The organism is Empedobacter sp. UBA1574 (genome assembly GCF_002322895.1).
GTDB lineage: Bacteria > Bacteroidota > Bacteroidia > Flavobacteriales > Weeksellaceae > Empedobacter > Empedobacter falsenii_B.
The window spans coordinates 46918-62914 of record NZ_DCOI01000037.1 but is presented as its reverse complement, the minus strand read 5'-3'; the positions used below and the strand labels follow the sequence as shown (position 1 = coordinate 62914).

Annotated in this window: 16 protein-coding genes; 3 read left to right on the top strand and 13 right to left on the bottom strand. The window is 28.9% G+C overall.

The features are described from left to right. The first annotated feature begins 32 nt into the window (after nt 1–32). Nucleotides 33–524, top strand: a complete 492-nt coding sequence (ybaK, locus tag B3578_RS12620) for a Cys-tRNA(Pro) deacylase (protein ID WP_125349287.1) — start codon at nt 33–35, stop codon at nt 522–524. A 1-nt stretch (nt 525) separates the two neighbouring features. Here ybaK and B3578_RS12615 read toward each other — a convergent pair whose 3' ends face one another. After that, entirely contained in the window at nt 526–1647 is a 1122-nt protein-coding gene (locus tag B3578_RS12615; protein WP_038331384.1) for a redoxin domain-containing protein, read from the bottom strand. Between the two features lie 180 nt (nt 1648–1827). Between B3578_RS12615 and B3578_RS12610 the strand changes: the two genes are divergently transcribed. Then, nucleotides 1828–2598 (top strand): hypothetical protein, encoded by a 771-nt coding sequence (locus B3578_RS12610; RefSeq protein ID WP_286495190.1) that lies wholly within the window; start codon nt 1828–1830, stop codon nt 2596–2598. Nucleotides 2599–2889: 291 nt separating this feature from the next. Here B3578_RS12610 and B3578_RS12605 read toward each other — a convergent pair whose 3' ends face one another. From B3578_RS12605 to B3578_RS12575, 7 genes are all read right to left on the bottom strand, one after another. Further along, nucleotides 2890–3228, bottom strand: coding sequence for a cysteine-rich CWC family protein (locus B3578_RS12605; RefSeq protein WP_038331257.1), 339 nt, complete (start codon nt 3226–3228; stop codon nt 2890–2892). 274 nt (nt 3229–3502) lie between these two features. Next, the gene (gene brnQ / locus B3578_RS12600; RefSeq protein WP_286495192.1) at nt 3503–4792 is read right to left on the bottom strand and encodes a branched-chain amino acid transport system II carrier protein; all 1290 of its coding nucleotides are present in this window, start codon (nt 4790–4792) and stop codon (nt 3503–3505) included. A gap of 325 nt (nt 4793–5117) precedes the next feature. Further along, nucleotides 5118–5717, bottom strand: coding sequence for a hypothetical protein (locus tag B3578_RS12595; protein WP_219034339.1), 600 nt, complete (start codon nt 5715–5717; stop codon nt 5118–5120). Beyond that, nucleotides 5699–7102, bottom strand: coding sequence for a cell envelope integrity protein CreD (gene creD, locus B3578_RS12590; RefSeq protein ID WP_291049175.1), 1404 nt, complete (start codon nt 7100–7102; stop codon nt 5699–5701). Before creD ends, B3578_RS12595 begins: the two co-directional genes overlap by 19 nt. 65 nt (nt 7103–7167) lie before the next feature. Further along, complete coding sequence (locus B3578_RS12585) at nt 7168–7467, bottom strand: winged helix-turn-helix domain-containing protein (protein ID WP_291049172.1); 300 nt, start codon at nt 7465–7467, stop codon at nt 7168–7170. A 9-nt stretch (nt 7468–7476) separates the two neighbouring features. Then, entirely contained in the window at nt 7477–8109 is a 633-nt protein-coding gene (locus B3578_RS12580) for a hypothetical protein (RefSeq protein WP_291049169.1), read from the bottom strand. Nucleotides 8110–8229: 120 nt separating this feature from the next. Continuing rightward, complete coding sequence (locus tag B3578_RS12575; protein WP_221856283.1) at nt 8230–8949, bottom strand: 3-ketoacyl-ACP reductase; 720 nt, start codon at nt 8947–8949, stop codon at nt 8230–8232. Between the two features lie 226 nt (nt 8950–9175). Here B3578_RS12575 and B3578_RS12570 point away from each other — a divergent pair, with 226 nt between their 5' ends. Further along, nucleotides 9176–9364: a DUF1294 domain-containing protein gene (locus B3578_RS12570; RefSeq protein WP_409516647.1), complete on the top strand. Its 189-nt coding sequence runs from the start codon at nt 9176–9178 to the stop codon at nt 9362–9364. A 5-nt stretch (nt 9365–9369) separates the two neighbouring features. Here B3578_RS12570 and arfB read toward each other — a convergent pair whose 3' ends face one another. The 5 genes from arfB to B3578_RS12545 form a co-directional block, all read right to left on the bottom strand. Further along, complete coding sequence (arfB, locus tag B3578_RS12565) at nt 9370–9762, bottom strand: alternative ribosome rescue aminoacyl-tRNA hydrolase ArfB (RefSeq protein ID WP_286495197.1); 393 nt, start codon at nt 9760–9762, stop codon at nt 9370–9372. Continuing rightward, the gene (locus tag B3578_RS12560) at nt 9762–10943 is read right to left on the bottom strand and encodes an MFS transporter (RefSeq protein ID WP_286495198.1); all 1182 of its coding nucleotides are present in this window, start codon (nt 10941–10943) and stop codon (nt 9762–9764) included. Before B3578_RS12560 ends, arfB begins: the two co-directional genes overlap by 1 nt. 1 nt (nt 10944) lies before the next feature. Beyond that, entirely contained in the window at nt 10945–11898 is a 954-nt protein-coding gene (locus B3578_RS12555; protein ID WP_286495199.1) for an aldo/keto reductase, read from the bottom strand. Nucleotides 11899–12159: 261 nt separating this feature from the next. Continuing rightward, on the bottom strand, nt 12160–15192 hold the full coding sequence (locus B3578_RS12550; RefSeq protein ID WP_286495201.1) for a sensor histidine kinase: 3033 nt from the start codon (nt 15190–15192) through the stop codon (nt 12160–12162). Next, nucleotides 15179–15973, bottom strand: a complete 795-nt coding sequence (locus B3578_RS12545) for a LytR/AlgR family response regulator transcription factor (protein ID WP_221856275.1) — start codon at nt 15971–15973, stop codon at nt 15179–15181. Before B3578_RS12545 ends, B3578_RS12550 begins: the two co-directional genes overlap by 14 nt. Nucleotides 15974–15997 lie beyond the last annotated feature (24 nt).

Below are 15997 nucleotides of genomic sequence, written 5' to 3'. Positions count from 1 at the left end.
TTTCGTAATAACTTTGTGTAAATTATTATAGAATGAGCAATAAAACTGCTAAAACAAATGTAGTACGAATTTTAGACACACACAATATTTCGTACGAATTGCGCGAATATGAAGTTGATGAAGAACATATTGATGCTTTGCATGTTGCAAATTCATTGAACGTAAATCCGGAAGGAATTTATAAAACTTTGGTTTTGAAAGGAAATATAGAACCATTTTTAGTTGCCGTAATTCCTGCAAACACACATCTTGATATGAAAAAATTTGCGAAAATTTCTGGTAATAAAAACTGCGAAATGCTTCCTTTGAAAGATTTGCTGAATGTTACAGGTTATATTCGTGGTGGTTGCTCACCTATCGGAATGAAAAAGCAATTTCCTACTTACATAGAAGAACTGGCTGTTTTGCAAGATCAGATTTGTATTAGTGCAGGAAAAAGAGGTTTACAAATTATTCTAAACCCCGAAGATTTAAGAAATTTGATTGAGGCTAAATTTGAAGATATTACACAATTTGATTCATAATTTATTTACTATTCAGAATGATTTTTTCTAAAATAGTTGGAAATTTTGCTTCATCTTCAAACGTCAAATCTGGATTTGCATACACAATAATTCCATTTTTATCAATCACATAAGTTGCTCTATTATTGTAACCTAAACGATTATAAGAATTATACATCAACGAAATTGCATAATTCTCATCATTCAAATACGTAATATTATTTGTTCGCAAAGCTGATTTCCATAATTCTAACAACGGATTTGTAGAACTAGAAACTGCGTAATTTTTTACATTTTGTAACAATGGATTATGATCGATTAATTGAATTTGAGCAGCACAAGTCATTGCTGCTTTCGTATCAATTGACGTAAAATCAGGCAAAATTTGTCCACTAAACGCCGCAGGATAAAACGTTAAAACTTTAAAAGTCGATTTATCATTCAAAAATTTATCTGTCGAATTAGTCTTATAATTCGGTCCATTCAAAATAAAATCTGGTGCTTTATCACCAACCTTCAAGGTTTTATTTTCTGTGATATTTACTTCTATGTTATCGATTTTAGACGTTCTTTTAATCAATCTTTCCAAAGGTTTCAGATGTTCGCCTTGCGCACGATAATCATTATCTCGCATCAAAATTTTATTGTTTTGATCCACTAGAAAAAGAATCGAACTTTCTACTAAAACATTGTTAGAATTTGACGTTGGAATTATACTCGAAATTGAATTTTGCTTAAAAGGTTTCAACCCTATTGCATTGTAAATTTTTCCAACTTCATCATAAATTACCTTCGTTCCATCCAACTTATTTTGATTAGTCGTTTCATTAAAAGCAAACGTTTGCTGCGGTTCTTTACTCCATTTATTATCTTCATTTACAATATAAATCACATCAATTTTTGGTGGATTTTGAGACGAAAATGCCAAATTCTTCACAAAATAATAATTCAGCGAAGTTGTCATCATGCTCGCATACGGATTCGTTTTGTATAAACTTGGCGTAAATACAATAATTTTAAAGTTTGAAGATTGATTGATATTTTCAATTTTATTAATCGGAAACTGAGCGCCAACATTCAAATTTTGAGCTTTTGTAAAACAAAAACCACATATAATTAGTACTATCGAATAGATTCGTAACATAAAACGTTTATTTTAAATAAACTAATAAAAACTACCACAAGATAACTAAAATTCTACTTTCTCAAAAAAACTATTCATTAAATTCTCATTAGAATTGACGATTAACTTTTGAAATTATCAAGTTTTTTTTGCAGTAAATCAGTTACCTTTGTGTTGATTTTTAATTTAAAATTTACACAAATGGAATTCAATGTTAGCAATGCTTTGAAACAATTAAATAATGATTATTCAGAAGATAAGGCGTCAGAAATTATCGAAAATCTATTGTATAATTCAACTGATTTTTCTGATGAAGACCATGAAATAATCGATCAATTGGGTGATAAATTTCTACGAATTGCTGCACAAATTTTTGTGGAAGATTTGGCGTATGATTTCAATACTTTGGTGAATTATTGGGAAGCTTTTATTGGACAATTAACAGAAGAACAATCTCAAAACTTATTGAATTTCGCTATTGAACAAACAGATACAGAATTTGTAGAAGATTTTATTATTGGATACCGAAAATTTTATTCAAATCCCAAAGAAAGTATTACATTTTTCAATAAACTGAATGAAGACGAATTTTACGAAATTAAATTCTTCAAAGCACGTTGTTATGAGGTTTTAGGTGAAAATGAAAAAGCTGTGGAAGCTTATAATAGTTACTTAAATTCTGCACATTTCAAAAAAGAAGAAAATGCTGAACAAGCTGCTGTAAACGAGTTTTATATTAGTCATAGCATTGCGCCTTTGTTAGTGAGCATGAAAAAATATGATGAAGCCAAAACTTACTTTGATCGTGTTTTAGGAAATATCGATTTCGAAGATTATTTAGCTAATTTTGAAGGTTCTAATCAACAAGAAATCAAAAGTTTCTTAGAGGATTATGTAACAACTTTGGAAGAAACTGAAGATAAAACAACTGCTGAAAAAATTTCAAAAAAAATAATGCAATATTTTTCTTAGAATTACAACATTCGGAAATGTAGTATTGATTTTTTAGCAAATATTCATAAATAGGTAAATTTAATATTTTCTTAACATTAATATAAATTCTATCTATTTGAGTATAAAAAAATAAATATAAATTTATTTATCAAATTAAGAAATCTACCTACCTTTGTACCATAAATAATTTATTCATAGTTGTTAAGGATAATGAAGTTGATTTTCTGAAGAAGAATATCCTTAATCAAATAGAGTTTTTTTATAGTATTTTTAGGTTGGTTAGTGGTTCAATGTAAGTTGAACCATTTTTTATTTCTTATAACCATAAGCACAATGTCTGCAACCATTTTGGCAACATTTTCCTTTCTGATAATGGAAAAATTCTGTAAAAACCCAATACCCATTTTCGATATAATAATGTATATGAGGAACAAACTCCGAAGGCATTGTTGGATGTGGATATTCTTGATCTAATTCTACAAAATAATTCAGTTTTTCTATACAAGAATTACACAAACATTTGTAATGCGTTTTCTTCAAAAACTCTTTTATTTCATCTTTTATAACAATTGTAGTACAAGCACAATTCGAAATATCATCTACCTTACACTCCATTGTTTCGTTACAACGCGAACAATTTTCGATCATTTTTTTGGATTATTTTTTTGATTTTTCAAAATACGAAAAATTCATAAACTTATCTTAAATCATGTGATTGAAATTCTCTATAACCATCATAAATAAATAGTTATAAATTAATTCTATCTAGACATAAAAGAAATCATTTAAGAATAATAGATTTAAAGTCAAAACTTTAAGAAATTTGTAAAAGAATAAAAGATAGACATTATCATTATTCAATTAGTGTTTTTATAGTAGTTTTGATTGGTTAAAATCCTCGGAATAATTTTCCGAGGATTTTTTATTTTCTTAATCTATCAACTAATAAACCAATTACAAAACCGATAATCGAAGGTGCAATCCAACCTAAATCGTATTCGAAAAATGGAATTTTATTCAGATTTTCTATAGTCGATTCATCTAACTTTCCTAATAATTTCAATAATCCTAAAATTGCGATGATTGTAGACGCTATTAATGCAAAAATATAAGGAGTTTTGCTTTTAATTGTTTTTCCAAACAACACTATATAAATAACTAACGTGATTGTAATTGGATATACGAAAGCCAAAGGTGGATATGCAAAATTAATAATTTCGTCTACACCTTTTATTGATAAACCAAACGATATTACTGTACATAAAATCACTAAAGCAGTGTAACTTACTTTTCCATTTGTTAAACGTCCAAAAAATGTACCTACCGCAGATGTTAATGCGATTGAAGTGGTAAGACAAGCAAACGCCATACATAACGCAATTGCAATTAACCCATACTGTCCTAATGTATTTCGAGAGATTTCTATTAATAATTCTGCACGAGAAATTTCTGGATTTGTAATTCCAGAAGTAGCACCTAAATAAATCAATCCACCATATACAAATAACAAACAAGTTGTAGACAATAAACCTGATATAATTACAATTTGAGATTTACTTTTTGTATCAGTATACCCTTTATCTCGTGCTGCTGAAATAATAATTCCAGCAAAAATAACAGAAGCCAAAACGTCTAATGTTTGATAACCTTCTATAAAACCTTTCGAAAAAGATTGCATCATCGTTAAGTCTGAAGGTAAGAAATCAGCGGTTGGGTATATAATTCCAATGACTATTAATAAGGTCAATAAAATCAATAATACTGGTGTTAAATAATTTCCAATAACGTCTACCACTTTTGAGGGACGAATCGCTAAAATAAGTGTTACTGCAAAAAATAGTAACGATCCCCACATCGGATCCAATGTTGGAAAAAATGGTTTTAATCCCACTTCGAATGTTGTTGCGGCAGTACGAGGAATCGCAATTAACGGTCCGATACAAATCATAATAATTGTACCTAAAATAGCCGCCAAATGTTTGTTCACACGATGCCCTAAATCATTAAAATTATCACCCGAAAAAACAACAGATAAAATACCAGTAAATGGCAATAAAATACCAGTTAACCCAAATGCTATCATCGCGACGAAATAATTTGAACCCACTTCTAATCCTATCAAAGGAGGTAAAAGAAGGTTTCCTGCACCAAAAAACATCGCAAACAACGCAAATCCAAGTGTTAATACATTGGTTAACTTTTTACTTTTCATATATTTAATAATTCTATCTGTTTTAAAAAACGGTTCGCAAATTACTACAATTGCATTTTCAAGCCTTAAACTTAGTAGAATTATTCGATAATCACACAGCTAATTTATAAATTTGACAGATTTGAATAATAATTTTTATATTTATCAGATTTTAAACTTTATATATTATGAATGTTTTAATCATCGATATCATCAAATCTTAATTGATTTGAAATTTTATCTAAAGTGATAATTCGATTCGTTGGTGTATAACCTTCTCCTTTTGGCTGAAAATATTGAATATCTATCTTCATAGTTTCAAAGTAAACATTCATAACAAAAATTTTTAAGCTTTTAATTTTAAAATTTTTGTAATAATATTTATGAGGTAAATATTAAACATCATAAAACAGATTGATATTGAAGGATACTCAAAAACAGCGAAAAGTATTATAATCAAACTAAAAAATAGTATTAAAACTACCGCTAAAAAAATCGAAAAATAATTAAGATAATTAAAACCTATCGTTTCTTCATCATCAAAATTAGTGTAGAATATTGCTGCAAAAAAATCGACTATAATTAAAAGAAACAATAAATAACCTAAAAGCGGCAAATAAAAACTTAAATCATGAAATCCTCGAATAATTGTTACATCCAAAACAAAAGCTACTGGAATACAAAGCCATGTAATGTTGGTCCAAACAAATATTTGTCCAGAATTAGAGAAAATTTTTCCTAAAAACAACTCCGAAATCTTATCAATTTTCAAATAAAATGACATTGCAAATAAGCAAATCACAAGCTCTAAAATAAGAATAGAAAAGCTGAAAATTGTATCATTATTTTTAATCACAATATCCGTAAAGGAAATTGCCATCAGTACAAGACCGATGACAAAAATCCCAAAAAATAAGTGTGCAAATGTTATTTTGTTTTGTTCCATTCGATGTTTTTTGAATAGTACATTAGGATTGCAACAATGATAAATAATCCTATACTTCCTACTAATAACGCGTGTTCTTTGAGTTGTAAAACACTGTAAATAAATGTGTATAATAAAATTAACATTAATGTAATTTTGAATGTGAAACCAAATGATTTTAGGAAAGAATTGACAAAAAATGTAATCAATAAAATAGTTGCACCAGATGAAATAAAGTAAGCAATATCAAATCCTAAATATTCTGACAACGATAACAATAACACAAAATTGACACAGATTGCAAATCCAACTAACGCATATTGTACCAAGTGAATGTTGAAATTATTTCGGCTTTCGATAAAGAAAAATGCTACAAATGTTAATCCAATGAACAGAATCGCATATTTTGTCGAACGATATGTTTTGTCATAATGATCGTTCATCTGCAAGAAATTAACGCCAAAACTATAATCAGAAAAGTTAGAAGCGTCTTGCCAAATCTGTCCTTGCAAAGGATTTTGTTGATAAATAGACCATTTTACATTTGTTTTTCCATTCTTCGTTTCGGGATCAGAATTAGGTAAAAAATTTCCATCATATTTCAAATCTTTCCAATTTGTAGCCAAATCAACTTTTGTATTAATCGCAGATGGAATGATATTCAACATTTGAGAACCTTTCATCACCAAATTGATTGAAACTTGATTAAAATCGAATGTAGAAGGATCTATTTTTTGAGACATCATTTGCACAGGCATCACTTTTTTAGTGGTACTCACTTGTTCCAAATATTCTCCATTTTCTACTCTAACTTCTGGTTGAATAGTAATTGTAGAAGTTATATTATCCATATTCAATGGATAATTTTTGTTGTTAGATTGTACAATTACTTTGTTCTCATATCCTTTAGAATCAGAGATTCCAAAAACAATTTTAGTCGAAACTACATTTTCTGCACATACTTCCACTTCATTAAGCATATCGCTATAATTCTTAAATTTCGAATTGATATTCAGTTTCGAATTGTAAACTACTGCTTCATAAATACTACGACTTTTTAACTGCGTATCAATCGTTCCATTTATATTTAAATCATTAGCAGAAATATACTTTTTCACTTGTTGCTTCACAACTTTTCCTTGTCCATCATTTACATTTTCCATGTAAGTAACCTCGATAAAAGGACCATAAATTGTCTGTTTCCCACTCCATTTATCTGAAATTTCGGTAATTACTTTTTCCTTGTTTCCTTGTCGTTCTTCAATTAAATTTAATATGAACGGAATCGGAATTAAAAGTCCTAAAACTAAAAGACATACCAAAAATCCTTTTATCATTGTTTTGTTTTGTGAATAAACTGATTGATTTTCAGGTTGATATTCATTTTTTAAATCATTGTTTTCCATAAGTTTGAATTTTATTATTTATTTTATAAAGTACTTTGTTTTTCAAAGTTTAAATGCAAAAAAAATTATTTTATATTCTTTATTAATTTTTCAAGATAGTTCAAATGCTCCTGAAAAGCTTGTTTTCCAAGTGCTGTTATCGAATAAGTTGTATTCGTTTTTCGACCTATAAATCCTTTGTGTACAGTCATATAATCGTTTTCTTCTAGGTTTTTTAAGTGCGAAGCCAAGTTGCCATCAGTCAAATCTAAAAAGTCTTTCAAATCCTTAAAAGAAATTTCTTCATTCATGACCAAAGCACTCATAATTCCCACACGAATACGATTATCAAAGACTTTGTTTAATTTATTAAGATTAAAATCCATGTTGCAAATTTAAGCTTTGTAATCATATTTTCGCACCATCCAAATCCCAAAAATTAGATGTAAAATCCCGAAACCAATAAACCAAAACAATAAACCATTGAAAATAAAATAGAAAGCCAATAACCCTAAAAATATTTCGCACATTGCCAAATATTTTATTTCTACAATTGTGTCACGTTCTACCGTATACAAAGCTAAGCCGTAAAACAAAAGCGTTGCTGGAGCTACATAAGCAAAACTAAAATTATTGATGAAGATCAGACTTACTATTCCTCCAACGATTAAAACAAAAAGAAATTTACGCAATATTCGTTTTGTAACTGGATTTATAAATTTAACGTCATCTTTTGTCGATTTTCTGGTCATAAAAAAGAAACCTCCAATACATGCAACCATTAAAGTTACAATTCCTAAAATGAATAATTTAATTTCTAAATTATTCATTAAAATAGGTGTCAATGTTCCTCTATAATTTACTTGAAGTGCATCTTGTAGAATCAAAACATAAGCGATAAAAGCAGAAATCATTCCCACTACTCCAACCCAAACACCACTCCATCCACTAATACTTGTGAATTTTGATGTGCGTTGCATCATTGATTTGATTTCGTTTAAACTTTCTACAGGATTATTTGTGCTCATATTAAAAGTACTTTGCAATTCAAAGTTAATATAAAAAATGATTCTGCAAAATATTTTTTCAAAAAAAATCCAATTTCTAAATGAAATTGGATTTTATAAATATGATTAATTAATCAATTTTTAAGGATTTGTAGACCACAAAGAAGCTGATGCCAACATTGCGCGTTTATCTAATTTTAATAAATCGACAATTAATTGAGCAAAATCTTCAGGCTGAAGCACTTTTTCTGGATTTCCGTCTGTGATTTTCAACACATCTTTTGACATCTCAGATGCAATTGTACTTGGAGTTAAAGTCGTAACACGAATGTTTTTCTTTCTTAATTCGAACATTAATGATTCTGATAAACCTATCAATCCCGCTTTTGAAGCTGAATAAGCAGAAGTTACTGCGTTTCCTTTTAATCCTGCAGTTGAAGATACATTGATAATATCACCACTTCCTAACTCTACCATCGAAGGAATTACAGCTTTAGAAACATAATATGGTCCAAATAAATTGGTACGCACAATCTCTTCCCAATCATTTTCTGGCATTTCCAAAAAACTTCCGAAAGCCGCAATACCGGCATTATTAATCAAAATATCAAACGCTCCAAAACTCTCAATTAATCGTTCAAGTTGCATTTTCACTTCAACTTTTTCAGCTACATTAAAAATCGAATAATCCGCTTTTACTCCAAAACTTTTGATCTCTTCTACAGTTTCTTCTAATGTCTTTGTATTTCGTCCTGTCACAGCTACATTAACACCTTCTTTAGCCAATGCCAAAGCAACAGCTTTTCCTAAACCTCTACTACCTCCTGTGACTAAAGCATTTTTCCCTTTTAAATCTTGCATAATTATTTTATAATTAGAATTTTACAATTTATTTTTTGAAGATTTTTTATGATTTTGAAGTACAAAGATAAACAACATAGATTTCTAGGAAAAATATTTTTTATCTACCTAATTATAAGTATTTTTACTACTTAATCACACACTGAATGGATAAATATTTATTTTTTACTCTACTCCTTATCAACGTCCTCTCTTTTTTTTTATTTAAAATAGATAAAAAAACTCAATTATTGGTAAAAGACGTGTATCTGAATTAGCACTTTGTTTTGTGACTTTGATTGGTGGAACAATTGGTTCTCTTATGTCAATGCAGATTTATCGTCATAAAATAAGAAAAAAGTCTTTTATTTTTAAAATAGTAATGATTATAGCAATACAATGTAGTTTATTAATTTTTTTAGTTGATCGAATTTAATTGTTCTAAAATTTAAACCTACGACAGTCTTTTTTCTCAGCTTGTTGTTTCTTTTGATTCAGTCTTTTTTGCTGAGAAGCTTTAGTAGGTTTAGTCTTTTTTCTAAACTTTGGAATAATCAATGCTTTTTCAACTAATTCTAACATTTTCTTTGTTGCAGATTCTTTATTGTCCAATTGAGAGCGAGATTCTTGCGAATTGATTTGTAAAAATCCTTCTGAATTAATCTTATTTTTTAGCTTTTCTGTGATTAATGCTTTTTCTTCATCAGAAAAAAATTGGGAAACTTCAACGTTCCATTTTGCTAAAACCATCGTTTCAACCTTGTTTACATTTTGCCCTCCTGCACCGCTACTTCTCGCTGTTTTATATGTTATTTCATAAGAAAAATCTTTCATCACTTATTATTTTTATTGAATAAAATATGAGAAATCAAACAGATTAAAGTAAAAAAAACGCCAACAGCAACCACTCCATTCCATTGAAATTTATCCCACGCATTTGCTGCAATAAATGTTCCTAAAGATCCACCAATAAAATAGCTTGTCATGTAAACTGTATTCACTCGATTTCCTGCTTTGGCATCTAATCCAAAAATAATGGTTTGATTAGAAACATGCATTGCCTGTAAACCTAAATCGATCAAAATTACACCAACAATTAATCCCCAATATGTATAGCCAAATTCATAGAAAAATCCCCAAGAAATTAGCATAGTAATGATGGAATAAAAGATAATTTTTGATGTTGACAGAACTTTTGAAACTCTACCAACTAATGCAGCAGCTAATGCTCCTACTGCTCCAATTAATCCAAAAGCACCAGCAATATCGCTTCCAACAAAAAATGGTGCTTCTTCTAAGTGAAAAACCAATGTTGTCCAAAATGCACTAAATGCTGCAAAACCTGTAGCTCCACGAAAAGAAGCTAATCTTAATTGTGGTTGATTTTTTACTAAATCTACAATCGATTTCATCAAATTACCATAAGTTCCTTTGAAATTTGGTTGTATTTCTGGTAAAAATATATAGATAAAAATCCATAGAACAAACATTAAAATTGCGCCTATCATATAAACTTCTCGCCATCCTAAATATTCACCAATAAAGCCACTAAAAACACGAGAAAGTAGAATACCAACAAGCAAACCACTCATAACCATCCCGACAGCTTGCGCTTTTTTTTGAGGTTCAGCTAATTCAGCCGCCATTGGCACAAAAACTTGCGGAATAACTGAGGTGAAACCGATTAGAAAACTTAATGGAAAAAGCCAGCTTACAGATGGTGCAAAATACATTCCCAAAAGAGCTGCGATTATAAAAACAAAATCGATTAAGATCATTCGTTTTCGTTTCAGTAAATCTCCTAAAGGAATAATAAACAACAATCCACAAGCGTATCCAATTTGTGTTAACATTGCAATATTAGAAACTTTACTTTCGGAAACATTAAAATCTTTAGCGATTAATGACAATAATGGCTGATTGTAATAATTATTTGCCACAACCAAACCGCTCCCAATAATCATTATCCATAAAATGATTGGAGTTAATTTGGGTTTCATTTGTAAATTTTCCATTCTAATATTCGCTTGCTTCAGTCAAAAGTTTAACATCATCATGAGATAATTGCACATTTACACCTTCTACAAAAGCATCAAGATGTTGTTCCTTAGTTGCACTCGCAATGGGAGCTACAACAGTTTTCTGATCCATTAACCAAGCCAATGCAACTGCCGAATAAGAAATATTATATCGTGTAGAAATAGTTTGTAAAGCGTCCAAAATTTTGAATCCTCTTTCATTCAAATACTTTTTGATTCCATTACCGCGCAAACTTTGTTGTAAATCTTCTTCAGTTTTATATTTACCTGATAAAAAACCACTCGCTAAACTGTAATAAGGGATAACAGCTAAATTATATTTCTCAGCAACAGGTTGCAAAAATTCTTCAAAATGCTGACGATCATACAAATTATATTCAGGTTGCAAGGTTTTGTATTGCGGCAAATTATAAAGTTCTGATTTATCCAACGATTCAATCAATCGCTCCGAAGAAAAATTAGAAGCTCCTATAAATCTCACTTTTCCTTCTTTTATCAATTGATTATAAACGGATAAAGTTTCTTCTACAGGTGTATTTACATCATCATAATGAGTTTGATACAAGTCGATATAATCTGTTTGTAAACGGATAAGTGATTCTTCTACTTCTTTTAAGATATGAGCTTTTGTAGTATTTGGCTTATCTTGAATCATATTTCGTCCACCAACTTTCGTTGCCAAAACAATTTGATCTCTCACTCCTCTCGATTTTAACCAATTTCCGATAATTCGTTCAGACTCTGTTCCAACATTACCTTCCACCCAATACGAATAGTTATTTGCAGTGTCTATCGCATTAAATCCTCTGTCCAAAAATCCATCTAAAATTCGAAAAGATTCTTCTTCATTCAATGTCCAACCAAAAACATTTCCTCCGAAAAAAATTGGTTTTATTTCTAAATCTGTATTTCCTAATTGTACATTTTTCATGGGGATAAAGATAAAAAAAAGCTACTTTGCAGTAGCTTCTTGTTGTAAAATTTTTTGACTCACACGTCGAAAAATGTAACTTTTAAGATACTTTTATGGTGTCTTCATAGGTTTAGAAAACAAAGCATCAAAGTTTAATACTTAGTTTGAAATCGATACAACAAATATATATACTGAATAATATCTATCATTAAAATAGAGTTCAGATTTCGTTAATTCACGTTTCAGCAAGGTGAATTGTGAATTTATTCAGGTGAAATTTTAATCAACTTTCAAAATCATTCGAACTTTTGTTCCTTTTTCATGAAAATTTATAAAAATATTTTCTTCAATATTACGATTAAGCAATTGTAAACGCTCATTAACTATCTTAAGTGCTTTCGAATCGTGAGTTTTATTTTGCGTAATTTGTGTTGTATTTCCCTTTCCATTATCTTCAATGATTATTTCTAAATAATCAATTTTTACACGAATAATCAATTTGATAATCGGTTGTAAATGATTTTGATCAAATGCGTGAACAAAAGAATTTTCGATAATTGGTTGAATCAACATTGGAGGAATTTTGATGCGATAAATATCCAATTGACTATCAATTTGAACATCAAATTCTATTTTATTTTTCCATCTAAAATTCTCAACTTCAACATATAATTTCAAAAAATCAATTTCGTCTTTCAAACTAATTTCATCTTTTGTTGAAAGATTTAACATCTGACGAATCAAGTGAGAAAAACGTCCCAACGAATTTAACGCATTATCAATATCATTATCCAAAATATAAAACTGAATAGAATTCAGCACATTGAAAATAAAATGCGGATTCATTTGCGATTGTAAAGCTGTTAACTTCGTTTCGGTTAATTGCCGCTCTAATTGCAAACGTTGATTTTCTTGAGTATTTTTTTCATTTAATTGACTAATTTTTAATTGATTAAATTTATTTAACGTCTTGATTTTATTTGTATTATAACGATAAATAATCAATCCTAAAGTTAAGACTGACAACAAAATAAAATAAATATTCAAGTAAAAAGGTTCGTCAACATTCAACGAAACCAAATCAATAATTTGTTTTTGTCCATTGCTTGTATCCGTTATTTCTAATTGAACACGATATTTACCATATGGTATATTCCGCAAATAAATAGATGGGTTATAAAAATACTCGTTCCACTTTTCATCAGGATTTACACGATATCTGTACTTATAACTTTGAGCAAAATTAGCATCAACCACAGCAAAATTTAATGTAATATTATTCTCATTATTCTTTAAATTCAAATCTTTATCAATCAAATCAAACCACATAAATTTATCTATTCCAAAAGATTGATCATTAATTTTAAAACTTGTAATTATAATCTCTTTCGACTGATTTTTTTGCTTTAATAAATTCTCAAGATTTAACTTATAATATCCATTTTCAACACCAATTGTAGCCGTTTTTCCGTCAAAAATAGACGAATGTATATCCTTATTTACAAAACCTTGTTCATTACCAATCATATATGTTTTACCATTATTGAAAACGAGTAAATTACGATTGGTTCCAATCAGAATTGAGTTCCCAAAAATGTCAATTGAACTGATATTTTCCCCGCCAATTTCACGAATATTGATTACTTTTTTTGTGATTAATTCATCTCCTTTTACCTCTAAAATATAGACTTTCGCAAATTCTGTTGCAACCAACAACTGATTATCTCCAACGCATTTTATCATTTTAATTTTAGATTCATTAAACTGATTATTTTGCAAATAAGAAATAAAATTTCCATTTTCATACTTGAATAATCCATCCAAAGAAGAACCAAAAAATACAGCTTTTTTATTTTGACAAATCGAAACAACATCTTTCGGAACATTCGCTTGCGTAGCTGAATATGCGTGATATTTTAGATTATTCAGATCATCAAAAACCAAAATTCCTCCAAAAGGATTTGTCTGAATAAATTGATTATTAAAATATGTAAATTGACTTGTTCGATTAGGTAAATAATCTTTGAATTCTCCATTAAAATCTAACTCGAAAAGTCCTAAATTAGTTGCTATAATAAACGAATTATGACGAATAATCATTTTATAAAAACGAAGATTTTTTTCTTTCAAATCAAAATCAATTTCATAAAAATCTTTATTTGATTGACTTAAAAAATCTTTGAATTTTGACTTATTTCGAAGCATATATTGATAAAAAGCATTTCTCTTTATCTGCTTATTGAATACATTATTCTCTTGAAAATAAAGTCCTTCTGGTGTTAAAAAATATTGTGTATTCGCAACTTTTAGAATTTCAATGACTCTTTTATTATCAATCGTTGAAAAATCTAAAAAATGATTAAAATGAACTTCAAAAAGTCCTTTATCAGCACTTCCAACATAAATTAAATCATCCGTTTTACTACTAAAAACTCGATATGGATAATCCGAAGTGATTTTAAAATTTTCTGTTTGATCTGTTATTTTATTGTCCTTTAATTCGGCAACCATTCCATTTCCTGCACCCGTTTCGTAACCAGCTAATAAAAGAGAATGACGTTTATCTGAAATGTTGTGATTTCTAAAAACTGGAAAATCGTAGGTTTTAAAATTCAATTTTTTATTCAAAAAATCGTTTATCGAAATGATATTAAGACCTTTAGAAGATGACAAATACAAATCATTATTATTCAAAAAACTATAATTAATTCGATTGAAAGGATTGACCAACTTCAACTTATCGCGATGAACTTCATAAACACCATGATCTATTGTTGCAACATAAACCTTGTTTTGATATTCGAAAAAAGATACCGCTTCGAACACAATATTGTTATTTTTTTCAAAAGAAGGATTATAAATTTTCTTTGATTTTGTATCAATAATCGAAACGCCACCTTGCGCAGCAACATATATTAAATCATCTAAATAAAATAAATTTCGAACACGATCCGAAACTAATCCTTTCGCTGTATTAATTTGTTCAAAACGTTGACCAGTAAATTTCAATATCCCTTGTCCGTAACTTCCGAACCAAACATTATATTGCTTATCTTCTATTATTGTCCAAACATTATTGTATTGTACTTTCTCGAAGCGTTTCATCATTTTGAAATTGTCCATGTCTTTCACAAATACGCCAAAACGAGTTCCAACCCACAAGATTTTACGAGAATCTTTGTAAACACTCAAAATCTCATTGGCAGGCAAGCCATTTTCGTACGTGTATTGTTTTGTCAGAACATATTGCGCAGAAAGTTGATGAGAGCAATGAAATAAAACAAGTAAAAAAATGAAGTTACGCAACCACATTCGATAAAATTTTATACCCCAAAGAAGTTACAGGAAGATTTGATTCACCATCTTTTGGATGACAATTCAGAATCAATAAATTGTTTCGTTTATCAAATTTTTTAGCAAAATTAATATTAACCAAATACGATCTATTGACACGGAAAAAATTGGTTTGATCAATTAAATTTTCTACCTCTTTCAGCGTTTTAGTTACCATGTACGCCTCTTTTTCAGTAAAAATTGTACAATAACTATCATCTGCTTTACAGTAAATAATATTTTCAATTTTCAGTACCAAAACCTCTGTTATAGATGGAATAAATATAATTCCATGCTCATTTTTGAAAACGTCTTTCAGATTATCAGTTTCTACTTCATCTTCAAAATCATCTGCAATATTAATAATCTCTTTCGTTATTTTTGTTTGATTTTGACGCTCTACAAAACGATTCAATAATACTTTAAGATCAGAAATTGAAATAGGTTTCATCAAATAACCCAAACATCCCCATTGATTTACAGCTTCTAAAATATAGTCTGAATGAGCTGTTGTGAAAATGACATCAAACGTAATATCATCGAAATAATCAAATAATTTAAACCCAAATTCCTCTGGCATGTGAATATCCAAAAAAACGATATCTGGTTGATTTTCCTTAATTTTTTCAACGCCTTCTTTTACAGAATTTGCAGTATCAATGGAAACAAAAAAATCTGGCAAAGCATGTTGAATAATTTTCTTTAACCCTTGTTGAGCAAAGTGTTCATCATCTATAATAAGAGCTTTGTAATGATTCATTTGAGTTTAATTTGTTACAAATAT